This window comes from Roseateles sp. 22389 (assembly GCF_052044995.1).
GTDB lineage: Bacteria > Pseudomonadota > Gammaproteobacteria > Burkholderiales > Burkholderiaceae_C > Roseateles.
In genome coordinates this window covers 48,320-69,119 of the sequence record NZ_JBQEOF010000013.1, presented here as the reverse complement: position 1 = coordinate 69,119, position 20,800 = coordinate 48,320, and the positions used below count along the sequence as shown (strand labels likewise).

The 20,800-nt window shown below is 70.2% G+C and carries 21 protein-coding genes; 12 read left to right on the top strand and 9 right to left on the bottom strand.

Annotated features, from left to right (window positions below; genetic code table 11):
* Positions 1 to 48 precede the first annotated feature (48 nt).
* The 3 genes from ACTJKJ_RS18105 to ACTJKJ_RS18095 form a co-directional block, all read right to left on the bottom strand.
* Positions 49 to 783, bottom strand: a complete 735-nt coding sequence (locus ACTJKJ_RS18105; RefSeq protein WP_147242323.1) for a site-2 protease family protein — start codon at positions 781 to 783, stop codon at positions 49 to 51.
* A 4-nt stretch (positions 784 to 787) separates the two neighbouring features.
* Positions 788 to 1,705 carry a DUF2167 domain-containing protein gene (locus ACTJKJ_RS18100; RefSeq protein ID WP_147240725.1) on the bottom strand — a complete coding sequence of 306 codons (918 nt, stop codon included), beginning with the start codon at positions 1,703 to 1,705 and terminating at the stop codon, positions 788 to 790.
* A 216-nt stretch (positions 1,706 to 1,921) separates the two neighbouring features.
* Complete coding sequence (locus tag ACTJKJ_RS18095; protein WP_440821288.1) at positions 1,922 to 5,482, bottom strand: indolepyruvate ferredoxin oxidoreductase family protein; 3,561 nt, start codon at positions 5,480 to 5,482, stop codon at positions 1,922 to 1,924.
* A 328-nt stretch (positions 5,483 to 5,810) separates the two neighbouring features.
* Here ACTJKJ_RS18095 and ACTJKJ_RS18090 point away from each other — a divergent pair, with 328 nt between their 5' ends.
* The gene (locus ACTJKJ_RS18090) at positions 5,811 to 6,311 is read left to right on the top strand and encodes an Lrp/AsnC family transcriptional regulator (protein WP_297380607.1); all 501 of its coding nucleotides are present in this window, start codon (positions 5,811 to 5,813) and stop codon (positions 6,309 to 6,311) included.
* A gap of 94 nt (positions 6,312 to 6,405) precedes the next feature.
* Here ACTJKJ_RS18090 and ACTJKJ_RS18085 read toward each other — a convergent pair whose 3' ends face one another.
* Both ACTJKJ_RS18085 and ACTJKJ_RS18080 read right to left on the bottom strand, forming a co-directional pair.
* Positions 6,406 to 6,642, bottom strand: coding sequence for a hypothetical protein (locus ACTJKJ_RS18085; protein WP_297380418.1), 237 nt, complete (start codon positions 6,640 to 6,642; stop codon positions 6,406 to 6,408).
* Complete coding sequence (locus ACTJKJ_RS18080; RefSeq protein ID WP_091728276.1) at positions 6,639 to 6,923, bottom strand: hypothetical protein; 285 nt, start codon at positions 6,921 to 6,923, stop codon at positions 6,639 to 6,641. Before ACTJKJ_RS18080 ends, ACTJKJ_RS18085 begins: the two co-directional genes overlap by 4 nt.
* A gap of 366 nt (positions 6,924 to 7,289) precedes the next feature.
* Here ACTJKJ_RS18080 and ACTJKJ_RS18075 point away from each other — a divergent pair, with 366 nt between their 5' ends.
* The 8 genes from ACTJKJ_RS18075 (at position 7,290) to ACTJKJ_RS18040 (ending at position 13,746) form a co-directional block, all read left to right on the top strand.
* The gene (locus ACTJKJ_RS18075) at positions 7,290 to 8,174 is read left to right on the top strand and encodes an EamA family transporter (RefSeq protein ID WP_297380422.1); all 885 of its coding nucleotides are present in this window, start codon (positions 7,290 to 7,292) and stop codon (positions 8,172 to 8,174) included.
* Positions 8,171 to 8,878, top strand: a complete 708-nt coding sequence (locus tag ACTJKJ_RS18070) for a hypothetical protein (RefSeq protein ID WP_440821287.1) — start codon at positions 8,171 to 8,173, stop codon at positions 8,876 to 8,878. The genes ACTJKJ_RS18075 and ACTJKJ_RS18070 overlap by 4 nt, the downstream gene beginning before the upstream one ends.
* A 64-nt stretch (positions 8,879 to 8,942) precedes the next feature.
* Positions 8,943 to 9,671, top strand: coding sequence for a hypothetical protein (locus ACTJKJ_RS18065; RefSeq protein WP_440821286.1), 729 nt, complete (start codon positions 8,943 to 8,945; stop codon positions 9,669 to 9,671).
* Positions 9,672 to 9,785: 114 nt separating this feature from the next.
* Entirely contained in the window at positions 9,786 to 11,174 is a 1,389-nt protein-coding gene (locus ACTJKJ_RS18060; RefSeq protein ID WP_440821285.1) for a glycoside hydrolase family 18 protein, read from the top strand.
* Between the two features lie 34 nt (positions 11,175 to 11,208).
* Entirely contained in the window at positions 11,209 to 11,655 is a 447-nt protein-coding gene (locus ACTJKJ_RS18055) for a methylglyoxal synthase (RefSeq protein WP_440821284.1), read from the top strand.
* A 57-nt stretch (positions 11,656 to 11,712) separates the two neighbouring features.
* Complete coding sequence (locus ACTJKJ_RS18050) at positions 11,713 to 12,393, top strand: YciI family protein (RefSeq protein ID WP_297380436.1); 681 nt, start codon at positions 11,713 to 11,715, stop codon at positions 12,391 to 12,393.
* 100 nt (positions 12,394 to 12,493) lie between these two features.
* On the top strand, positions 12,494 to 13,189 hold the full coding sequence (locus ACTJKJ_RS18045) for a helix-turn-helix transcriptional regulator (RefSeq protein ID WP_297380439.1): 696 nt from the start codon (positions 12,494 to 12,496) through the stop codon (positions 13,187 to 13,189).
* Positions 13,186 to 13,746 (top strand): DUF6036 family nucleotidyltransferase, encoded by a 561-nt coding sequence (locus tag ACTJKJ_RS18040; protein WP_091728250.1) that lies wholly within the window; start codon positions 13,186 to 13,188, stop codon positions 13,744 to 13,746. Before ACTJKJ_RS18045 ends, ACTJKJ_RS18040 begins: the two co-directional genes overlap by 4 nt.
* Before the next feature lie 14 nt (positions 13,747 to 13,760).
* Here the strand turns inward: ACTJKJ_RS18040 and ACTJKJ_RS18035 are convergent, their stop codons facing one another.
* Both ACTJKJ_RS18035 and ACTJKJ_RS18030 read right to left on the bottom strand, forming a co-directional pair.
* Positions 13,761 to 15,266 (bottom strand): M28 family peptidase, encoded by a 1,506-nt coding sequence (locus tag ACTJKJ_RS18035; protein WP_297380453.1) that lies wholly within the window; start codon positions 15,264 to 15,266, stop codon positions 13,761 to 13,763.
* Between the two features lie 66 nt (positions 15,267 to 15,332).
* On the bottom strand, positions 15,333 to 16,004 hold the full coding sequence (locus ACTJKJ_RS18030) for a dienelactone hydrolase family protein (RefSeq protein ID WP_297380455.1): 672 nt from the start codon (positions 16,002 to 16,004) through the stop codon (positions 15,333 to 15,335).
* 104 nt (positions 16,005 to 16,108) lie between these two features.
* On the opposite strand from ACTJKJ_RS18030, the gene ACTJKJ_RS18025 reads away from it, so the two are divergent.
* Positions 16,109 to 17,059: a DUF2157 domain-containing protein gene (locus tag ACTJKJ_RS18025; RefSeq protein WP_297380457.1), complete on the top strand. Its 951-nt coding sequence runs from the start codon at positions 16,109 to 16,111 to the stop codon at positions 17,057 to 17,059.
* The gene (locus ACTJKJ_RS18020; RefSeq protein ID WP_297380459.1) at positions 17,056 to 18,705 is read left to right on the top strand and encodes a GDYXXLXY domain-containing protein; all 1,650 of its coding nucleotides are present in this window, start codon (positions 17,056 to 17,058) and stop codon (positions 18,703 to 18,705) included. The genes ACTJKJ_RS18025 and ACTJKJ_RS18020 overlap by 4 nt, the downstream gene beginning before the upstream one ends.
* A 92-nt stretch (positions 18,706 to 18,797) precedes the next feature.
* Here the strand turns inward: ACTJKJ_RS18020 and ACTJKJ_RS18015 are convergent, their stop codons facing one another.
* Positions 18,798 to 19,025: a hypothetical protein gene (locus tag ACTJKJ_RS18015; protein WP_297380460.1), complete on the bottom strand. Its 228-nt coding sequence runs from the start codon at positions 19,023 to 19,025 to the stop codon at positions 18,798 to 18,800.
* A gap of 53 nt (positions 19,026 to 19,078) precedes the next feature.
* Here ACTJKJ_RS18015 and ACTJKJ_RS18010 point away from each other — a divergent pair, with 53 nt between their 5' ends.
* Positions 19,079 to 19,360, top strand: a complete 282-nt coding sequence (locus ACTJKJ_RS18010; RefSeq protein ID WP_091728236.1) for a DUF427 domain-containing protein — start codon at positions 19,079 to 19,081, stop codon at positions 19,358 to 19,360.
* Positions 19,361 to 19,418: 58 nt separating this feature from the next.
* On the opposite strand, the gene mltA is transcribed toward ACTJKJ_RS18010, so the two are convergent.
* Positions 19,419 to 20,711 carry a murein transglycosylase A gene (gene mltA, locus ACTJKJ_RS18005; protein WP_440821283.1) on the bottom strand — a complete coding sequence of 431 codons (1,293 nt, stop codon included), beginning with the start codon at positions 20,709 to 20,711 and terminating at the stop codon, positions 19,419 to 19,421.
* Positions 20,712 to 20,800 lie beyond the last annotated feature (89 nt).

The following is a 20,800-nucleotide window of genomic DNA, read 5'->3' as shown; positions in this document are numbered from 1 at the left end:
CCGAGCGGACCCAGCGCGCCGGACCGAGCCGTCCGAGCGGACGCGTCGTCAGGCGCTTCCACCCAGGTGCCGCGCGGCGCCCAGCATCTCGTGGACGTCGTGCGTCATCACCGCGAGGAAGGCCGCCAGGCCGATGTAGTAGGCGGCGTACTCCCACTTCACGCGGGTCGGGACCGCGTAGTACGTGAGCGCCTCGTCGCTGTCGGCTCTGTACTTCCAGGCCTTGACCAGCTGCGGGCCCGCCATCAGCGCGATCAGCAGCAGCATCGGGCTGGGCCGGTACAGGAACAGCCCGACCAGCACCGGCACGCCGGCGAACCAGATCCGTGGCGACAGCACCGCGGTGATCCGGCCGCCGTCGAAGGGCGACAGCGGGATCAGGTTGAACAGGTTCAGGAAGAAGCCGGCATACGAGACCGCCAGCAGCCAGTCCAGGTTCCAGCTCCGGGCCAGCAGGTAGCAGACGGTGGCGCCGACGGTGCCCAGCAGCGGCCCGCCCAGGCCGATGTAGGCCTCGGTCTGCGCGTCGTGGGGCATGTGCTTGAGCTCGACCCAGGCGCCGACGAAGGGAATGAAGGTCGGCAGCCCGACGTCCAGGCCCTTCTGGCGCGCGGCGATGAAGTGGCCCATCTCGTGCACGAACATCAGCGCGACGAAACCCACCGCGTAGCGCCAGCCGTAGACCCAGGCGTAGAGCAGCACCGACAGCAGCATCGTGCCGCCGCTGAGCAGCAGCTTGCTCAGCTTGGCGCCCGACAGCAGCAGCAACAGCAGCTTGGTCATCGCCTCAGGACTCCGCGGCTTCGGACTTCTTGCGGCCGAACAGCTTCAGGATCGCGCCGCCGAAGGCCACGCCCGCCAGCAGGATGACCTTGGCGAACTTCAGGAAGAAGGCGCCGATCACCGCCAGCAGGCCCAGCTTCTTCGCACCGACACCCAGCACCAGCGCGGCCAGGCCGTACTCGGCCACGTGGTCGGTGCTCGCGTTGAAATCGGCGTAGCGCTTGCCGTCGTTGAACTCAAGCGCGCCCAGCAGCTGCTGCGCATCGCCCTGGTACTTGGGCAGGTCGTTCAGGCCGGTGACCAGGTTGAGCGACATGTAGCCCTCGCGGCCCAGCGCATAGGTGTTGTAGTTGACGCCCAGCGGCTCGTCGGCCGGCGCGCCCACCTCGCGCGACTTCATCGCCCACACCAGCCGGTGGGTGTCGGCCGCGTAGGTCGGCTGCTGCGCCCAGCCGGTGATCTCCAGCGCGCGGCCGCCCATCTTCTTGCGCTCCTCGTTGCTGGCCTCGGTGCCTTCCTTGAAGCTCTTGAGCATGTCGGCGGCGTCCCAGTGCTTGGCGTCGTCGTCCTTGATGTAGCCCGACTTCTCGAAGCGCAGCGTCGCGAACCACTCGCCGTCGCCGCGCGGGAACACCACGCCCTCCAGGTCGCTGTAATCGCCCGGGTTGCCCATCGCGTGCATCAGCTTGGCCGCATGCGGTTGCGGCACGTAGACCTTGCCCTCGGGCAGGTGCAGCACGGCCTGGGTGGACAGCTTGATGTCCTGCGGGCCCTTGACGATGTCGTTCTGCGCGGCGGCGATGACCTTGGCGAATTCGTTCTCGCCGGCCTGCGCCCAGACCGGCGCGGTGACCAGGGACAGCGCGCCCAGCAGGGCGGCGGCGAAGGCCCGCAAGGCGCGGGCGGGGGTGGTGGCAAGCATGGGGACTCCCTCGAAACGGACGGATGCACGGCCTCTGGCGGGCCGAGGGGTGCGAGTCTATCGATGTGGGCCATCGAAAAAGACGCACCTCCCCCTTCCGGGGGCGTCGCCTTGCGCCCAGGGTGACAAAAGACACACGGCCCGCCGGGGTGTCCCCCGGGCGGGCCGTGTCGGTGACCGGGCGGACCGGGTGGTCCGCCGCTCAGGCGCGGCGGGTCACGCCGCGTTCTGCCACTGCTGCTTCAACTGCTCCCACTTCAGGCGAGCGGCCTTGACGTGGCGCTCCTTGACGTGGCCGTAGCCGCGGATGTCCTCCGGGATACGGGCCAGATCGACGGCCACCGGCAGGCGCTCGGCGCTCAGGCCCTTGGCCAGGATGGCCTCGATCGTCGCGCGGTAGTCGGCGATCAGCTGGCGCTCCATCTTGCGTTCCTCGGTGTGGCCGAACGGATCGAAGGCGGTGCCGCGCAGGCCCTTCATCTTGGCCAGCACGCCCATGGCCGGACGCACCCAGCCGCCGAAGGGGCGCTTCTGCAGCTCGCCCTTGTCGTTCTTCTTGGCGAGCATCGGCGGCGCGAGGTGGTGCACGACCTTGAAGTCGCCTTCGAACTGACCCTTGATCTTGTCGAGGAACTTCGTGTCCGTGTGCAGGCGGGCGACCTCGTACTCGTCCTTGTAGGCCATCAGCTTGAACAGATAGCGCGCGACGGCCTCGGTCAGCCGTGTGCCGCCCACCGGCTGCTCCGCTTGGCGGACCTTCTCGACGAAGGTCCGGTACTGCTCGGCGTAGGCGGCGTTCTGGTAGTCGGTCAGGAACTCGACGCGCTTGGCGATCAGCTCGTCCACGCCCTGGCGCTTGACGAAGTTGATCACCTGCTGCGCCGCGAACAGCGACTGCACCGCGGCCAGGTCATGGGCGCAGCGGCGGCCCCATTCGAAGGCGGCCTTGTTGTTGTCGACCTGCACGCCGTTGAGCTCGATGGCGCGCATCAGCGCGGCGTGGCTCAGTGGCACGCGGCCCTTCTGCCAGGCGAAGCCCAGCATCAGCGGGTTGGTGTACAGCGAGTCGCCCAGCAGCTTCACCGCGACCTCTTCCGCGTCGAACATGCCCAGGTGCGGCGCGCCGACGGCCTTCTGCACCGCGGCCTCGCAGGCGGCGCCGGGGAAGGACCAGTTGGCGTCGTTGACCAGCGTGGCGGTGGGCGAGCCATGCGTGTTCAGCGCGACGAAGCTGCGGCCCTCGCGCATCACGGCCAGCGTCGTCTTGTTGGCGGCGACGATGGAATCGCAGGCGATGACCAGGTCCGCCTCGGCGGTGCCGACCTTGGTGCAGTAGATCGCTTCCGGCGAGTTGGCGATCTGGATGTGGCTCCAGGTCGCGCCGCCCTTCTGCGCGAGGCCCGCGGCGTCCTGCGTGACGACGCCTTTGCCCTCCAGGTGCGCGGCCATGCCCAGCAGCTGGCCGATCGTGATCACGCCGGTGCCGCCGACGCCGGCCACGACGATGCCCCAGGCCTCGACCGGGTTGGGCACCAGCGGCTGCGGGATTGCCGGCAGCGAGGCATCGAAGGGGCTGACGCGCTTGTCCTTCTTGGGCTTCTTGAGCTCGCCGCCCTCGATGGTGACGAAGCTCGGGCAGAAGCCCTTCACGCAGGAGAAGTCCTTGTTGCAGGTGTTCTGGTTGATCTGGCGCTTGCGGCCGAACTCGGTCTCGAGCGGCTCGACCGACAGGCAGTTCGATTGCACCGAGCAGTCGCCGCAGCCTTCGCAGACGAGCTCGTTGATGACGGTGCGCTTGGCCGGGTCGACCAGCTTGCCGCGCTTGCGGCGGCGGCGCTTCTCGGTGGCGCAGGTCTGGTCGTAGATGATGACCGTGGTGCCGGGGATCTCGCGGAACTGGCGCTGGAGGGCGTCGAGCTCGTCGCGGTGATGCACGGTCACGCCGGCTGCGAGCGGCTTGCCGTCGTACTTCTCCGGCTCGTCGGTGACGATGACCAGCTTGGCGACGCCTTCGCTGATCAGGCTGTTCATGATCTGCGTGACGCTGTGGCCTTCGGGGCGCTCGCCGACCTGCTGGCCGCCGGTCATCGCGACCGCGTCGTTGTAGAGCACCTTGTAGGTGATGTTCACGCCGGCGGCGATGGACTGGCGGATCGCCAGGATGCCGCTGTGGAAGTAGGTGCCGTCGCCGAGGTTGCTGAAGATGTGCTTCTCGTCGGTGAACGGCGCCTGGCCCACCCAGGGCACGCCTTCGCCTCCCATCTGGGTGAAGGTCGCGGTGTTGCGGCCCGGCATCCAGGTGACCATGTAGTGGCAGCCGATGCCGCCGACGGCGCGCGAGCCGTCCGGCACGCGAGTGCTGGTGTTGTGCGGGCAGCCGGAGCAGAACCAGGGCGTGCGGTCGGCGCCGCCGGCGGTCTTCTCCTCGCTCTTGAGCGACTGCTCCTTGGCGTCGATCAGCGCGACGCGCGAGTCCAGGCGCGCGGCCGTGTCGGCGTCCACGCCCAGCTTCTTCAGGCGCTTGGCGATGGCGCGGGCGATGATGGCCGGCGTCAGGTCCGCTTGCGGGCGCAGCAGCCAGTTGCTGCTGGGGTTGGGCTGGCTCCATTCGCCGCCGCTGCGGTCGCCGTCGGACTCGTCGAACTTGCCCAGCACGTTCGGGCGCACGTCCGGACGCCAGTTGTACAACTCTTCCTTGAGCTGGTACTCGATCATCTGGCGCTTTTCCTCGATGACGAGGATCTCCTGCAGCCCGGTGGCGAAGTCGCGGGTGATGGTCGCTTCCAGCGGCCACACGACATTGACCTTGTGCAGCCGGATGCCCAGGCGGCGGCAGCTGTCGTCGTCCAGGCCCAGGTCGTGCAGCGCCTGGCGGGTGTCGTTCCAGGCCTTGCCGGAGGCGATCAGGCCGATGCGGTCGTTGGGCGTGCTGATGACGTTGTGGTTGAGCTTGTTCGCGCGGACGTAGGCGAGGGCGGCGTACCACTTGAAGTCCATCATCCGGGCTTCCTGGTCCAGCGGCGGATCGGGCCAGCGGATGTGCAGGCCGCCCGGGGGCATCTGGAAGTCGGTGGGCAGCACGATGTCGACGCGGTCGGGATCGATGGAGACGCTGCTGGAGGACTCGACGATCTCCTGGATCGTCTTGAGCCCGGACCACAGGCCCGAGAAGCGGCTCATCGCGAAGGCGTGCAGGCCCATGTCGAGGATGTCCTGGACGCTCGACGGGAAGAAGACGGGGAAGCCGACCGCCTTGAAGACGTGGTCGCTCTGGTGGGCGGCGGTGGAGCTCTTGGCGATGTGGTCGTCGCCGGCGATGGCGATCACGCCGCCATGCTTGCTGGTGCCGGCCATGTTGGCGTGCTTGAAGACGTCGATGCAGCGGTCGACGCCCGGGCCCTTGCCGTACCACATGCCGAAGACGCCATCGAACCTGGCCTTCTCGGGGAACAGGGCCATCTGCTGGGTGCCCCAGACGGCGGTGGCGCCGAGTTCCTCGTTGACGCCGGGCTGGAAGACGATGTTCTGCTTGGCCAGGTGCTTCTTGGCGGCCATCAGGGCCTGGTCGTAGCCGCCCAGCGGGGAGCCGCGGTAGCCGGAGATGAAGCCGGCGGTGTTCAGGCCGGCGATGGCGTCGCGGGTGCGTTGCAGCATCGGCAGGCGGACCAGCGCCTGGACGCCGCTCATGAAGGCGCGGCCCTCGTCGAGTGCGTATTTGTCATCCAGCGTGACCTTCTCGAGGGCGCGCAGGATGTGTTCGGGCAAGGGGGCGTTCATGCGGGGAGTCTCCTGATGGGTGGCTGACCTCCGGTCCCCGCTTGTGGCGGGGCCGTGTGCCGTGGCTGCCGACGCGTCGCCAGTATGGGCGCGCGCGGAAAACGCAGCGAACAGTGTAGGAAACAATGCCCGGCGAGTGTTTGCTAGTTCTCCGCCATCGCGGGCTGTTTGAGCAAGAATCTTTCCCGAATCGGTTCAAGGAGTTCGTATGGCATCGAAAAATGGCGAATCAGGGAAAACCATGAGGGCGCCGGCAGGGTTGCCGGGCGGCGACGACGCCGAGGACGGGGTGGGGCCGGGCGGGTCGACCGGTGGGGCGAGTGGCGGACTGAATGGCGGGGCGCCGAACGGGGAACTCGACCGGTATCACGTGGCCATCCTGGCCGAACTGCAGCGCGAGGCGCGGCTGTCCAATGCCGAGCTGGCGGTGCGGATTGGCTTGTCGCCGGCGCCGACCTGGCGGCGGGTGCGGTGGCTGGAGGAGCAGGGCTTCATCACCGGTTACCGCGCGGAGATCGACCGCCGCCGGCTGGGCCTGGGCGTGCTCGCGTTCGTGCGGGTGGACGCGGACCGCAACAACGGCGCCGCGACGAAGGAGCTCGAGGAGGCGATCCGGCAACTGCCGGAGGTGATCGCCTGCCACTACATCAGCGGCGCGGGGACCTTCGAGCTCGAGGTCATGGCGACCGACCTGGATGCGTTCAGCCGGTTCTCGATCGACACACTGCTGAACCTGCCGAACGTGAAGGACATCCACACGAGTTTCTCGCTCGGCGAAGTGAAGGCGGGCGGCGCATTGCCGCTGGGCCATTTGAAACCGAAGGGATGAGCGACGGCGGAGAAACTTCCGGCATATCTGTCGATCCTTTTTCCAGCGAAAAGGAAAGTGCGGTCGCCGAATACTCGACGACCGCAGGTGGTTTCTAGTCACGTTTCTCAAACCCGCCTGCCGTCCAGGCGATCAGGCTGAGCAAGAGGGCCGTGCAGAAAACCGTCAACGCCCAGGAAGGCAGTGTGGGCCAATCTCCGAACAAGCCGCGTTGGACAACCGGTTGGAGGATGGCGATCAGGCTCACCGACTTGGCCAGCCAACGCGGTGACAACGTCGTCGCAGGATGCGTCGTCGCGGAAACTGGCTTGTCGGCCAGGAAGCGCTTCACTGCTGCGCGTGGGAGATTTGGCGCTCGGAGCTGAGGCCGCCGCTGAACAGCCCGCCGCCGATGAAGCCGCCGATGCCGCCCGCGATGAACCCGACGCCGAAACCAAATGCCGCGCCGGGGCCCAGCACCGCGCCGGTGATTCCCCCGGCGATGCCGGTCCCGACCGCGCCGGCCCAGGCCCCTTGGACGGCAGCTTGCGTGTCCCAGCCGCCGGCCACGCTGTCGATTTCCTCCGCAGACAGTTCGCGGAATCCGGCTTGGGAGAGTTCCATCGTCAACATATGCGTTCTCCTATGAATCCTGTCGATATTGAAGGCCGCCGGGATGGCGGCGCCAGGAGCGACCCCTTCGTATTTCTCGAGTCGCGGAGCAACGCTAAATGCCCATGGATATCGCTGGAACTAGGGGAAATTCCATCATGAATATCGGTTAACTGAAATCAGTGGAACTTCCTCCGCATGCTCGCTGCGGCCCGGTGAAAACAAGTCGGTCAGGCATTCGAGCCCGGCGGTGGTCAATATTAAGTGGCTGAAAATCGTCAGGCGCCAGCGACGTCCGCTGTACCGGTCGGCGCCGCAAGTCCCTGTACCGGGCCGCCGCGCGGGCCCGCTGGCATAGTCGGCGATCCCCCGCTCGCCCTGGCCGCCATGACGCTCCCGCTCCGCCATTTCCTGCTCGCGCTGACCGTGGTCGCCATCTGGGGAAGCAACTTCGTCGTGATCCGCTGGGGCCTGAACGCGTTCCCGCCGCTGCTGTTCGCCGCGCTGCGGTTCACGCTGGCGACCTTGCCGGCCATCCTCTTCCTGCCGCGGCCCAAGGTGGGCTGGCGCAACCTCGCCGCGTATGGCGCCTTCGTCGGCGTCGGGCAGTTCGGCCTGCTCTACCTGGCGATGCGCTCGGAGATCTCGCCCGGGCTCGCCTCCCTGGTCATCCAGACCCAGGTCTTCTTCACCCTGCTGCTGGCCATGCGCCTGAGCGGCGAACGCGTCCAGGGCTTCCAGTGGCTCGCGCTGGCCATGGCCGCGGCCGGCATCGGCGTCATCGCGTCGCACACCGACGGCACCACCACCGTGCTCGGCCTGGCGATGGTGCTGCTGGCGGCCTTCAGCTGGTCCAGCGGCAACATCGTCGGCAAGCGCGCCGGCGCCGTGAACATGCTCGCCTACGTGGTCTGGAGCAGCGCCTTCGCCGCGCCGCCGCTGTTCGCGCTCTCCTTCGTCGTCGAAGGCCCGGCCCGCATGGGCGAGGCGCTCCAGCACGCCGGCCTCGGCGCCTGGGCTGCCGTGCTCTGGCAGGCGGTCGGGAACACGCTGTTCGGCTACGGCGCCTGGAGCTGGCTGCTCTCGCGCCATCCCGCCGCGACCATCGTTCCGATGGCGCTGCTGGTCCCGGTCTTCGGCATGAGCTGCTCCGCGCTGCTGCTGGGCGAAGGCCTGCCGCCCTGGAAGTTGATGGCCGCGGCGCTGGTGATGAGCGGCCTGGCGGTGAACCTGCTGTGGCCGCGGATGCGCGGCGCGCTGCGCGCCGCATGACCGCCTCGGCCGCGGCGGCTGCGCGTGTCGCCGCCGCGCTCGTGCTGGCCTCGTCCGCGGCGCTCGCCCAGTTCGTGCCGCCGGAAACCGGCAAGACGCCGGCCGCACCCTCGGTGCGCAACCAGGAAATCGCGGAATGCCGCCCCGGCGAGCTTCAGACCTGGGGCGATGGGCGCGATCGCCCGATCGCCTCGCGCGCGCTGCGCTTCGCCTACCGGCACGACAACGCGCCGCCGTGGTTCAGCGAGGCGCAGGTGATGGCGCTCGTGACGCGCTCGGCCCAGGCCTGGTCCGCCTGCGGGCTCAAGCTCGCCGTCATCGCGGTGCCGCGCGGCCAGGCGCCGCCCGAGGACGCCATCCAGATCCTGTGGAGCGACGTCGGCAGCCGCGGCCAGTTCGCACTGGCCAACGTGGGCGCGCGCAGCCTGTCGATCGGACCGGCCCTGTTCGCGCTGCTGCGGGAGCGCAACCCCGGACACCCGGCGGCGCAGACGCTGCAGATGGTGCTGTCGCACGAGATGGGGCATTTCCTCGGCCTGATGGCGCATTCGAAACGCTGCGTCGACACGATGTCCTACTACGACAACGGCAAGGGTGAACGCTGCGCGCTGCGGGATCCGAAGACCTGGGGCAGCGTCGTCGAGTACCGCTCGGCGCTGCCCACCGCCTGCGACATCGAGCGCTGCCGCGCGCTCAACCGCTGAGCTCGCGCGGCGGCAGGGCCGCGCCGCACGACGGCCGCGACGGCCGACGGCGTATGCTGCCGCGATGAACCCGACACGCCGCTTTGTCCTTTCCGCCGCGTCTCCCGTCGCGCTCCTCGGCGTGCTGCTCGGGGCCAGCGCCGCCTTGATGGGGCCCGCCCGCGCGCAGGGCCCGAAGCAGAACCTGCAGGTCGAGCTGCGCTGGGTCGAATCGGAGCTCAGCGGCGCCACCGTCGCCGGCCTGCGCGATGGCAGCACCGTCGTGAGCACCGGCGGCAGCGTCTCCGCGCGCGGCGGCGTGACGCTCTCCACCGAGAACCGCGAGCAGCGCCAGCAGCTCTTCCCGCGCCTGCTGGTGCTCAACGGCGCGCAGGCCTCGTTCACGATGACCGAATCGACGCCGATCCAGTGGGTCGACGTCGCGCTGGACCGCCAGCAGGGCGAGCGCGATCGCGTGGTGGTGGTGCCGCGCCAGGGGCTGGCCGAGCGGGTGCGCGGCATCGTCGTGCGGCCCAGCTGGCCGGGCGGCCGCAATCCGGTGAACGTCGAAGTCCGGGCGTCGGACCAGGCGCAGATGCCATCCGGCGGTGCCTACGGGACCTCGCTGCCCGACGCCCAGCAGCGGCCCAGCACCGACGTGCTCAGCACCGTCCAGGCGCCGTTGGGGATCTGGGTCACCATCGCCCGCACCGGCAGCGTGACGGCGAGCGCCAGCCGCAACGTCTACAGCACGCGCGACGCCGAGGTGCAGAAACTGCGGGAACTGCAACTGCGGGTGGATGTCGCGCCGTAACGAAAGTGGCTCCATAACGGTCTTTTCGAACCGCGCTTCTCGGCGAAATTGGTATTTGACTGGTGTTGATATTCACGGTGATCGGCTAAGCTCCGGCGTCCATTGGAGACCCGCATGCCCGCTCGAGTCCTGTCCCACCTGCCCACCCCATTGACCGCGGCGATTGCTTCGCTCGGGGCCATCGCCGCCTCGGCCGCCATCGCCGCCACGCCCGCGCCCGGCGCGGCGGCCGGCTCCGCGCCCGATGCCGCAGCCGAGGCCGCGGGCTACCCGCTCTTCGGCGGCAAGCCGGTGGCGTTCGAGCGCACCGGCAACAAGGTCGTCGGGATCTATGTCCCGAACTGGGAGCCGGTCGAGCTGATCGAGCGCGTGCCGCCGCAGAACCTGACCCACGTGCTCTACGCCTTCCTGCGCCTGTGCGGCCCCGGCCAGTTGGAGAAGGACGCCGCCAAGTGCGTGGGCAGGCAGGACTTCGAGATCGGCACCGGACCGGTCGACGCGCGCTTCGATGCCGCCTTCCAGCGCTACAAGCAGCGGGCGCCGCACCTGAAGATCGTCGCGTCGATCGGCGGCTGGGGCGGCTCGGATCCGATCTTCCATCTCGCGGGCGATCCGGCCCGGCGCGCGGTCTTCGCGGCCTCGGCGCAGCGCTTCCTGCGCGAGCATCCGTCCTTCGACGGCATCGACATCGACTGGGAGCATCCCGGCAACAACGGCGCGGCCAACGGCGTGCAGCTCGGCAGCCCGCGCGACGGCCAGTCCTACGCCGAGTTGATGGCCGACCTGCGGCGGGCGCTGGACGCGCTGACCGCCGAGACCGGCCGCCCCTACCTGCTGACCACGGCGGTCAATCCGATGGACTCGATCGTCGGCAAGATCAATTTCAAGGACGCCGCCAAGCCGCTCGACCTCGTCTTCATGATGAGCTACGACTTCTACGGCATGTGGTCGCCGGTGGCCGGCCATCACACCGCGCTGCGGTCCTCGTCGGCGCAGGCGGACGACAGCCTGGAGCGCGCGGTGCGCAACCTGGAGACCGCGGGCGTGCCGCGCGCCAAGCTGGTGGCCGGCGTGGCGATGTACGGCCGGGGCTTCACCGGTGTCGACCAGACGCGGGCCGGCGCGGCCAAGACCGGCGCCTATCCGGGCGCCGAAGGCGCGCAGGGCTATCGCGAGATCGCCGGGCGCATCCTCGACGCGAAGGGCCAGGGCCGTGTGGGCTACCAGTCCGCCTGGGATCCGGTGACGCAGTCGTGGTCGCTGTACCACCCGAAGCTGAAGCTCTGGATGGGGTACGACGATCCGCGGGCGGTGCTGGCCAAGGGCCGCTTCGCGCGGGAGCTCGGCCTGGCGGGCGTCTTCGCCTGGGAGCTGAGCCAGGACAACGGCGACCTGCTCAATGCGATGAACCGCGGGGTCGGCAATCTGCCGCTGACCGGCGCCACGGCGCAGGAGCCGGCGGCCCGGGCCGCGACGGCGGCGCAGAAAGAACCGCGTCGGTAACTCGTGGCCCGTGCGCCGGGCCTACGATCGCGCCATGACCGCAACGACCTCCCTCGACCTGCCGGCGGCGAGCGCCGCTCCCGCGCGCCTGCGCATCGCCCTGATCGCCCACGATGGCAAGAAGGACGAGATGGTGATGCTCGCCACCGAGTTCGCCGACTTCCTCGGCGGCTGCGAGCTGGTCGCGACCGGCACGACCGGCGCGCGCCTGACGGCCGAGGTGGGCCTGGTGGTCGAGCGCATGCTGTCCGGTCCGCATGGCGGCGACCTGCAGATCGGCGCGCGGCTGGCGGTGGGGCAGATCGACGCGGTGGTGTTCCTGCGCGACCCGATGACGCCGCAGCCGCATGAACCCGACATCAACGCGCTGGTCCGTGCCTGCGACGTGCACGACGTCGCCTGCGCCACCAACGTGGCCAGCGGCCGGCTGATGCTGCGGTCGTTGCAGGTGCTGGGCGCCGCGGGTGGCGGGCGGGAGTAGAGTCGTCCGCCGAAGCCGGCGACCCGTCGCTCGCCGGCCGACGACAAGGAGACTCCGATGCAACGACGTTCCCTGGTCGCTGCGGCGACCGCGATGCCGGCGCTGTTGCCGCTGATGGCGCTGCCGTCGCGCAGCCGCGCTCAGACGCTGGCGGCCGAGCAGCAGTGGTTCATCTTCCTGGAGACCGGCCGGCCGGTGCCGGAGGACAAGGCCGCGGTTGCGGCGATGCAGGCCGGGCACCTCGAGAACTTCAAGCGGCTCTTCGCCGACGGCAAGCTGTTCGCGGCCGGCCCGATGCGCGACCCGGCGCGGGTCAAGCGCGGCATCGTCGTGGTGCAGGCGCCCAACCGCCAGGTGCTGATGAGCTACTTCCAGCCCGACGGGTACGTCCGCGAGGGCTACATGACGGTCAACGCGCAGCCGGCGAAGGTCCACCAGGCGCTGAACCACACCGGCATCGATCCCAATGGCATCGAGGAGCACCGCATCGTGCTGTTCAGTCGCGCGGAGGAGAAGGACCGGGAGGCGGTGCCGGTGTTCCTCCAGCGCGCGCTCGACGAGGGCGTCATCGGCGCCTGGTACTCGCTGGAGGACGGCCCGGTCGGCGAGGTCGTCTTCGTGCGCGGCACCGACGAGACGGCGCTGCGCAAGACCATGGCCGAGTACCCCGGACTCTCCGACCAGCGCGTCACGATGAAGATCTGGGCGCAGTGGCTGGGGAAGGGCGTGCTGAAGTAGTCGCCGGAGGCGGGCACCGGGGCCCGGTAGTCAAATCGAGAACGCGCCGTTGGTCAGCAAAATGACCAAAATGCCGCGTTTTGATTAATATGCTGACCACATGAGCGGCGCCTCCGTCATTTCCGTGCTGGATCGCCAGCTGCTGTTGCAGCTTGGTGAGCGCCTGCGCCGTCTGCGCAAGTCGCAGGGACTGGGCACAGTGGACATGGCTGCGAAAGTCGGCATCACTCGAAACACGCTGAGGGCGGTGGAGTCGGGCGATCCTGCGCCTTCCATCGGGAGCTACCTGCGCGTGATGTCCGTCTTGGGCGTGAGCGCTGAACTTGCCTTGCTGGCTGGCGACTCGTTGCAGCCGCCGCCGGCGGATTCGGCTGCTGCGAGATCGCGGCGCGACGCGCCGGTGGTGCGCGTGCTGGTATCGGCCCGGGAGACGCAACATCGACTTCAGGATCTGCAGAGCCTCGCCTTGCATGAAGAGGCGGTGCGGCGAGTCAAGGCCGATCCGTCGCTCGTGCATCGCGCCGAGGCCACCGTCGAGCGCTGGCTGGCGGCGGGGGATGCCAGATCGGCGCCGCTGTGGCGGGAATGGCAGGACATCCTGCGCGCCGGGAGCTGGCGCAAAGTGCTTGGCGTGTCGCGCCGGGCGCAGCAGTTGCGGCAGGCATCGCCGCTGGTCACGGTCCTCCCGGATGAGGTGCGACAACACATCTTGAGGCAGGTGAATCAACTGAAGACAGGCGTCATGCTTGGCCCGGATTCCGGCACTCCGCCGGACGGGCCAGGACAGACATCTTGAAGCGTCAGGAACTCGAGCACATCATCCGCGCCAGCGGCGACATCACGGACCAATACGAATTCGTGATCCTGGGCAGTCAGGCCATCCTCGGCACCGAGGCCCACCCCGATGCCGTCTTCACCGTCTCCATGGAGGCGGACATCTATCCATTGCGCGCGCCGCAATTGGCTGATCGGATCGATGGCGCGATCGGTGAAGGCTCCCGCTTCCACGATACCTACGGCTACTACGCCCAGGGCGTCGGGCCGGAAACGGCAGTGCTTCCTGATGACTGGATGACGCGTGTGCGCCGCGTGCAGAACGGCAATACCAACGATCGGGTCGGCTACTGTCTGGGTGTCGTGGACCTGTTCCTTGCCAAGGCGGTCGCGGGGCGCGACAAGGACCGGGAGTTCTGCATGGCGCTGCTGGCACAGGGTTACGTCCTGCCGGAAGACGCGTTGCGATTGACGGAGCGCATGGACCTGGATGCCCAGGCAGAACGACGGCTCCGCGCCACGATCCGTCGATGGGCGGAGGCGGCTTGTCCCACCCGGCCGGCCGGACCGGAGGGCTGACGTGAAACGACGCCTCAGCGCGCCAGCGGCAGCGGATAACTCGCCAGGCTCGCGTGGCCGGAACGGGACACCGCCTGCACGCCGAAGATCAGGTTGTCCTTGGACTGCGGCAGCGTGACCGTCGTGACCTTGCCGACGTCCTTGGCGCCCTCCCAGGCCTGCGACTCGCTGCGGCGCCAGACGACGCGGTAACCCGCCAGCTCCGGATCGGTGCTGGCGGTCCACAGCAGCGTCGTGTCGTTGGTCAGCTCGCGCGCGTCGATGCGGGCGCCCTTGACCGGCGCGGGCGCCCAGGCCAGGGTCGCCAGGCCGGCGAGGTTGATCCGCGCCACATCGGCCACGTAGGCGAAGTCGACGAATTCCGGCAGGTCGCCGTAGACCACCCCCTGCTCGGTGCGCAGGTTCTGGTGCTGGTGGCGGAAATCCTCGAAGGGCTCGGAGAAACGCACCGCCGCGTAGCCGCGCTCCAGGAAGGGCAGGTGGTCGCCGCCGCGCAGGTAGCGGTCCCGGCGCTGGATCAGGTCGATGCGGAAGCCGGGCAGGTAGCGCTCGCCCTCGGCCTTGAGGTGGCGGCCGAACTGCTGCGTCGGCAGGTCCTCGCCGCCGCCGGCCATCGCCAGCGGCTGCAGCTGCTCGCGAATCGCCGCGTTGGTCTTGACCTCGTCCTCGTTGGCCGGGCTGTTGGCGTTCGCGTTCACCAGCAGGCGCAGCAACGGATCGAAGCCATCCGCGAACAGGCGCAGCCGCTTGGGATCGTGCTCGCCCTTGTCGCCGCGGGAGCTGCCGATGATGTCGTTGGTGATCATGCCCTCGACGTTCAGCCCCTGCGCCCGGGCCCGTCGCGCCCAGTGCCGCGCGCCGAGCAGGCCCTGTTCCTCGCCGGGCACCGCCATGAATACGAGCGTCGCGTCGAAACGCTGCTTCGCCGCGGCGCAGGCCATCTCCATGACGGCCGCGGTGCCGGAGGCATCGTCGTTGGCGCCCGGCGCCTCGCCCTGCGCATCCATGACGTCGCTGTTGCGCGAGTCGTAATGGCCGCTGACGACCAGCACCCGCTCGCGCGGCGTGCCGGCCGACGCGCCGGGCAGCGTGGCCACGACGTTCACCAGCTCGGTGGGCGCCGACAGCCGGTTGCCGGCCGGCTCGATGAAGGCGTCCATCGTGACTTGCAGCCGCCCGCCGGTCTTCGCGCTGCAGTCCTTGAGCTGGCGCTCGATCCAGCGCCGCGCCGCGCCGATACCGCGCGTGTCGCTGGTCGTGTCCGACGCCGTGTGGCGCGTGCCGAAGCCGGCGAGCTTGCGGATCGTCTGTTCGATGCGCTCGGCGGAGATGTCCGCGAGCATCGGCGCCACGCGCGGATCGGGCGGCGGCGGGGCGGTCTCCGAGACGGCGCGCGCCGTGGCCGTCGCCGGTCCGGACGCCGGCGTGGTCTGCGCGGCGGCGGACGCGGCGATCAGGGCACCGGCGGCGGCGAGGGAGGCCGGGCGAACCAGACGAACCAGAAGAAGAGGACGGCGCATGGGCGATGGCGTTGGGGTGAGGGGACCGGCGGGCGCCAGGGCCGAGGCCCGGCGGACGGAGGCGCGTCAGGCGAGGTGTCGCTTCAGGAAGTCCAGCGTGCGCGACCAGGCCAGTTCGGCCGCCGCCTCGTCGTAGACCTCGGGGCGCGTCTTGTTGAAGAACGCGTGGTCGGCGACGTAGCGGTGGATGACGGGCTGCCTGCCGGCCGACTGCATGCGCGCCTCGAGCGCATCGACCTTCTCCGGCGTGCACCAGTCGTCGCGGGTCGCGAAGTGGCCGAGGAAGGGCGTTTCGATGTGCGCCGGATCGGCGAACTCGGCCGGCGGGATGCCGTAGAAGCAGACCGCCGCCTGCAGGTCCTTGACGTGCACGCCGGCCGCGATCGTCAGCGCGCCGCCCATGCAGAAGCCCATCACGCCGACCTCGCCGCAGCCCAGGTGCTCGCGCAGATGGTCCAGCGCGCCCTGCAGGTCCTGCGTCGTGGCGTCGGCGAAGTCCAGGCCGTTCATCATGTGGCTGGCCTCGTCGGCATCCGCGGCCAGGCGGCCCCGGTAGAGGTCGGGCGCGAGCGTCGTGATGCCGGCGGAGGCCAGGCGCTCGGCGATGTCCTTGATGTGGGGCTTGAGCCCCCACCACTCCTGGATGAGGATCATGCCCGGCGCGCCGTCGCCGGCGCTGGCCAGGTAGCCGGCGGTGCGTCCGCCGTCGGGGCGGTCGAATTCGATCATCTGTCCCATGTGGAACTCCCAGTGCGAGAACGGAGGATGGAAGGAAGAATCGACGCCCTCGAAGAACACCACGAGCGATCCCTGCGGGCGGTCGCATCCTGAGGGAGGACCCTGTGAGTCTGCACGAGCAGTTGTACCAATGGACGGCCCGCCAGGGCCTGGATGCGACCAGCGCACGCCGCTTGCGGGCGCTCAGCGGCCTCGATGATCCGCCACGCGACCTGTGGACGCCGCTGCGCCTGGGCGCGGGCGCGCTGGCGGCGGGGTTGATCGGCTTCGGGCTGATCCTGTGGGTGGCGGCGAACTGGGACGACTTCGGCCGCGCGATGCGTTTCGGGCTGCTCGAGGCGGTGACGGCGGTCAGCCTGGTCGCGGCGGCGCTGCTGGCGGCCTGGCGGGCGCCGCTGGCGCTGGTGGCCTTCCTGACGCTGGGCGGCCTGCTGGCCTACTTCGGCCAGACCTACCAGACCGGCGCGGACACCTACCAGCTGTTCGCGCTGTGGGCCGCGCTCGGACTGCCGATCGCCTGGGCGGCGCGCTCGGACCTGGTGTGGACGCCCTGGGCGCTGGTCGTCGCCACGGGGATCGGGCTCTGGATGGAAACCTTCGGCGGGCACGGCTGGCGTTTCGACGGCTCGACGGTGCCGGTGCATGCGCTGGGCTTCGTCGCCTACGGCGCGCTGTGCGCGGGGCTGGCGCTGCGGCCGTCGGCGGCGTCCCAGCCCTGGGCCTGGCGGCTGGCGGTGCTGGCCTCGGTGATCGCGGTCTCGGCGACCGCGCTGGGCGGGCTCTTCGCGCGGCATGTCGCGCCGCAGTACTTCCTCGGCCTGGGCGTGATGGGCATCGGGCTGGTGCCGGCCTGGCGCCGCGCCGAGGTCTATGCGCTCAGCGCGCTGGCGCTCGCGGTGGACACGCTACTGGTGGCAGGGCTGACCCGCCTGGTCTACGACGCCAAGGGCGACCTCGGCGGCCTGTTCCTGATCGGCCTGGTCGCCTGCGGCCTGCTGGCCGTCAGCGTGAGCCTGATCATGCGGCGCGTGCGCGCCGTGGAGGTCCGGGCATGAGCGACCAGGACTGGATCGAACGCGCCCGGGCCGAAGGCCTGGCGCCCGCTGCCGAGGCGCAGACGCCGCGGCCCTGGCCGGTCGTGCTGCTGACCGCGCTGGGCGCCTGGCTGGCGGTGCCGCCGTTCCTGCTGCTGTTCGCGACGCTGTTCGGCGGCGACTGGGACCAGGGGCCGATGCCGTATGTCGAGGGCATCGCGCTGGTCGCGCTGGCGGTGGTGCTGCTGCGCAAGCCCTCGACGCCGCTGTTCCTGGAGCAGGCCGCGGTGCCGCTCCTGCCCACCGGCCTGGCCTGCCTGGGCTACGGGCTCGTGCGCGACCTGTCCCGGGCCGATGCCGCCTGGGTCGGGCTGCTCATCGGCGCCGGGCTGATCGCGCTGCTGAAGCAGGGATGGCTGCGGTCGCTGCTGGGCATCGGCATGGCGATGCTGGCGGGCTTCCTGGGGCATCTGGCGCTGGAGGGCGTCGCGCCGCGTGACTGGTATGAGCGCGGGGGCGGGCTGTCGCTCGCGGCGGCCGCGCTGCTGCTGGCCGAGGGGCTGCTGCTGATGCTGCTGCAGCGGCGCCTGGGCCGGGAGGCGCGCACGGCGGGCGCGGCGGCGGCGCTCGAGCCGGCGCTGGGCGGCTGGTGGGTCAGCGTGCTGGCGATCCATGCGGTCGCGGCCGGCTGGTCCTTCGTCGCGGCCGGGCCGATGGGGGGCGGCGTGCTCATGCAGGGGATGGCGGAGGTGCTGACGCCGTCGCACCGGGTGCTGATCGGAGCGAGCCGGGCGCTGGCGGTGCTGCTGACGCTCGCGGGCGCGCTCTGGCTGCTGCGCCGCTGGCGTCCGGCCGGCGCGATCCGCCTGCTGCCGCCGCTGGTCGTGCTGGCGGCGCTGGCTGCGCTCATGCCGGCGCTGGGCGGCATCCTGCTGCTGCTGGCGCTGATGGTCTCGACCCGCCGCTGGCGCCTGGCCATGCTCGCCGGCGTGGCGGCGGTGTGGGCGCTGGGCGCGCTGTATTACGAATGGCGCCTGCCGTTGGCGCACAAGTCGCTGGCGCTGGTGGTGGCCGGCGTGGCGCTGGCCGCCTGGGCGCGCTGGCTGGCCTGGCATCCGACCGCGGGAGGCTCGACGACCGGGGCGTCGCGCGCCGTGCTGGCGATGCGCGGCGCGCCGGCGGTCCTGGTCGGTGCGGGCGTGCTGGTGCTCGTGGTGGTGAATCTCTCGATCGCGAGTCGCGAGCGGCTGATCACCGAGGGCCGGCCGATGTTCGTGAAGCTGGCGCCGGTGGATCCGCGTTCGCTGATGCAGGGCGATTTCATGCGGCTCAGCTACGAGCTGCCGGGTGTCGACTGGCGCAGCCGCCTCGACCGCGACGTGCCGCTGCTCTGGGGCGAGCGGCCGCGGATCGCGGTGATGCTCGATGCGCGCGGGATCGCGCACTCGCCGCGCTTGCTCGCGCCGGGCGAGGCGCCACCCGCCGGCAGCCAGTTGCTCGAGCTGACGCCCAAGGGCGGTGGCTGGACCTTCGTGTCCGATGCCTGGTTCTTCCGCGAGGGCGAGGCCCGGCGCTGGGAGCCCGCCCGGTATGGCGAGTTCCGCGTGACGCCCGAAGGCAAGGGCTTGCTGGTGGGAGTGGTCGGCGAGGACTTGAAGCCGTTGTGACGCCCGCCGATCGGTGCTGCATCGACTCGAGTCGCGCTAATCGCCTCATTTTTGAGGCGATTAACCCGAAGAATCGCCTCACCGCCCGCCGCTCACTCCCCTCGCAGGCCCTCCGGCTCGCCGCCGTCGATCATCAGGTCGATGAGTTCGCGCAGGAAAGCGAGGGCCTCCTCGGCGGTGGCAAAGTAATACTCGCCGCCCAGGTCGGCGGCGTCGCCGTCGGGCCCGACGTGGACGACGGACCATCCCTCCGCGCCGCCGCCGATCGCGCAGATCCCGAAGCTGCCCGGCGTGAGGTCGCGCACGGAGCCGGCGGTCACGAAGATGTCCTTGCCCCGATGGGCGAAATAGCGTTTGAACACGAGGAGTTGGAATGAAGGCAATCTGGAACGGCGAAGTCATCGCCGAGAGCGACGACACCGTGGTGGTCGAGGGGAACCATTACTTCCCCGCGTCCGCGCTGAAGCGCGAGTTCACCACCTTCAGCAACCACCGCACGACCTGTCCCTGGAAAGGGCAGGCGCACTACTTTAGCCTGCTGGTCCACGGCGACATGAACCCCGATGCCGTCTGGTATTACCCGGAACCGTCCGAGGCGGCGGCCGAGATCAAGGACCGCGTCGCGTTCTGGAAGGGCGTCCAGGTCACCGAATGATCCCGCCCGCGGCGCCCGGCTGATCGAGCGCCCCCGCGCCGCCGACGAGCCGCGCGGCTCAGCGGTCGATCACGGTGCCTGCCGTCCCGGTCGCCCCCGCGGCGCCCGCCATCGCGCCGGCCTCGCGGGGCCACAGCACCCACAAGCGCAGCGGCTGCTTCATCCGGCCCGCCTGGGCTTCGGCCAACTCGCCCCAGCCCCAGAAATAGTCGGCCCGCACGGCGCCGACGATGGCGGCGCCGGTGTCCTGCGCCATCACCAGGCGTCGCAGCGGCGTGGTCGACAGCGGCTCGGTCGTGTCCAGCCACACCGGCGTCCCGTAGGGGATGCTGGCCTTGTCCACCGCGATCGAGCGCCCCGGCGTCAGCGGCACGCCCTGGCCGCCGCGCGGGCCCACGGCCAGGTCCGGCAGGGGCTCCTCGCGGAAGAAGACGTAGCGCGGGTTCGCCCACATCGCTTCCTTGAGCCGCTGCGGATTGCGCCGGCCCCAGTCCTTGATGCCCGGCCACGAGGCCTCGGTGGGCCGCAGCTCGCCTTGCGCGATCAGCCACTGGCCCATCGAGCGGTAGGGCTGCTCGTTGTGCCCGGCGAAGGACAGGCGCACCCAGCGGCTGCTGCCGTCGCGCTCGGTCACCCGCAGCCGCCCGCTGCCCTGGATCTGCATCACCAGCGCGTCCAGCGGGTCCTGCACCCAGGCCAGGCTCAGGCGCGCCAGCGCCGGGTTGCTCTCGATCTGCTGGCGCGTGTCGTAAGGCTTGCGCTGCGCCAGGTCCTGCGGCGGCGCCAGCAGCGGCACGCGGAACTCGCCCTGCGCCTGGCGGCGCGCGTCCAGTTCGGGCTCGTAGTAGCCGGTCACCAGGCCCTCGCGCTGACCGTCGGGCGACTCGACGCGGTAAGGCTGCAGCATCCGCATCAGCCACGCCGTCGCCTCGCGGTCGGCGCCCGGGCGGAAGGCGCGTGCCTGCGCGCAGACCCCGGTCCAGCCCGGCATCGGCTTCTCGCAGCCGCGCAGCAAGGCCGGCCACCATTCCAGCGCGCGGTCCTGGCCCCAGCCAGGCAACTCGTGCCATTCGGCCGCCACCCAGCGGGCGCGCTCGCGCTGCAGGACGCGGCGCCCGGTGCTGTCGTCCTCGCCGTTGAGCAGCTTCTCGGGGTCGACGGGCGCGCGCGCCACCGGCGCCGGCGCGGGCCTGGTGGCAGCGGTGGGGGCGGGGGCGACGGTCGTCGCCTTCGGGGAAGCCCCCGGCTCGCGCACTGCGTGCTGCGGGCCGGCGCAGCCGGAGAGCGCGCCTAGAATCGCCAGCGCCGCGCTCCAGCGGCGAGTTCTGCAACGGATCGGACCACGAATCATGGGCGTGATTTTGCTGGAGGCGCTCGGCGCGCTCGCGCTGCTCGTCTTCATCGTCTGGTGGACGATGTTCTCCGGACGCAAGGGCGGCG

Coding starts and splice junctions, on each gene's coding strand:
- ACTJKJ_RS18105 (WP_147242323.1), bottom strand. CDS start 783: ATGACCAAGCTGCTGTTGCTGCTGCTGTCGGGCGCCAAGCTGAGCAAG.
- ACTJKJ_RS18100 (WP_147240725.1), bottom strand. CDS start 1,705: ATGCTTGCCACCACCCCCGCCCGCGCCTTGCGGGCCTTCGCCGCCGCC.
- ACTJKJ_RS18095 (WP_440821288.1), bottom strand. CDS start 5,482: ATGAACGCCCCCTTGCCCGAACACATCCTGCGCGCCCTCGAGAAGGTC.
- ACTJKJ_RS18080 (WP_091728276.1), bottom strand. CDS start 6,923: ATGTTGACGATGGAACTCTCCCAAGCCGGATTCCGCGAACTGTCTGCG.
- ACTJKJ_RS18075 (WP_297380422.1), top strand. CDS start 7,290: ATGACGCTCCCGCTCCGCCATTTCCTGCTCGCGCTGACCGTGGTCGCC.
- ACTJKJ_RS18070 (WP_440821287.1), top strand. CDS start 8,171: ATGACCGCCTCGGCCGCGGCGGCTGCGCGTGTCGCCGCCGCGCTCGTG.
- ACTJKJ_RS18065 (WP_440821286.1), top strand. CDS start 8,943: ATGAACCCGACACGCCGCTTTGTCCTTTCCGCCGCGTCTCCCGTCGCG.
- ACTJKJ_RS18060 (WP_440821285.1), top strand. CDS start 9,786: ATGCCCGCTCGAGTCCTGTCCCACCTGCCCACCCCATTGACCGCGGCG.
- ACTJKJ_RS18055 (WP_440821284.1), top strand. CDS start 11,209: ATGACCGCAACGACCTCCCTCGACCTGCCGGCGGCGAGCGCCGCTCCC.
- ACTJKJ_RS18050 (WP_297380436.1), top strand. CDS start 11,713: ATGCAACGACGTTCCCTGGTCGCTGCGGCGACCGCGATGCCGGCGCTG.
- ACTJKJ_RS18045 (WP_297380439.1), top strand. CDS start 12,494: ATGAGCGGCGCCTCCGTCATTTCCGTGCTGGATCGCCAGCTGCTGTTG.
- ACTJKJ_RS18035 (WP_297380453.1), bottom strand. CDS start 15,266: ATGCGCCGTCCTCTTCTTCTGGTTCGTCTGGTTCGCCCGGCCTCCCTC.
- ACTJKJ_RS18030 (WP_297380455.1), bottom strand. CDS start 16,004: ATGGGACAGATGATCGAATTCGACCGCCCCGACGGCGGACGCACCGCC.
- ACTJKJ_RS18020 (WP_297380459.1), top strand. CDS start 17,056: ATGAGCGACCAGGACTGGATCGAACGCGCCCGGGCCGAAGGCCTGGCG.
- ACTJKJ_RS18010 (WP_091728236.1), top strand. CDS start 19,079: ATGAAGGCAATCTGGAACGGCGAAGTCATCGCCGAGAGCGACGACACC.
- mltA (WP_440821283.1), bottom strand. CDS start 20,711: ATGATTCGTGGTCCGATCCGTTGCAGAACTCGCCGCTGGAGCGCGGCG.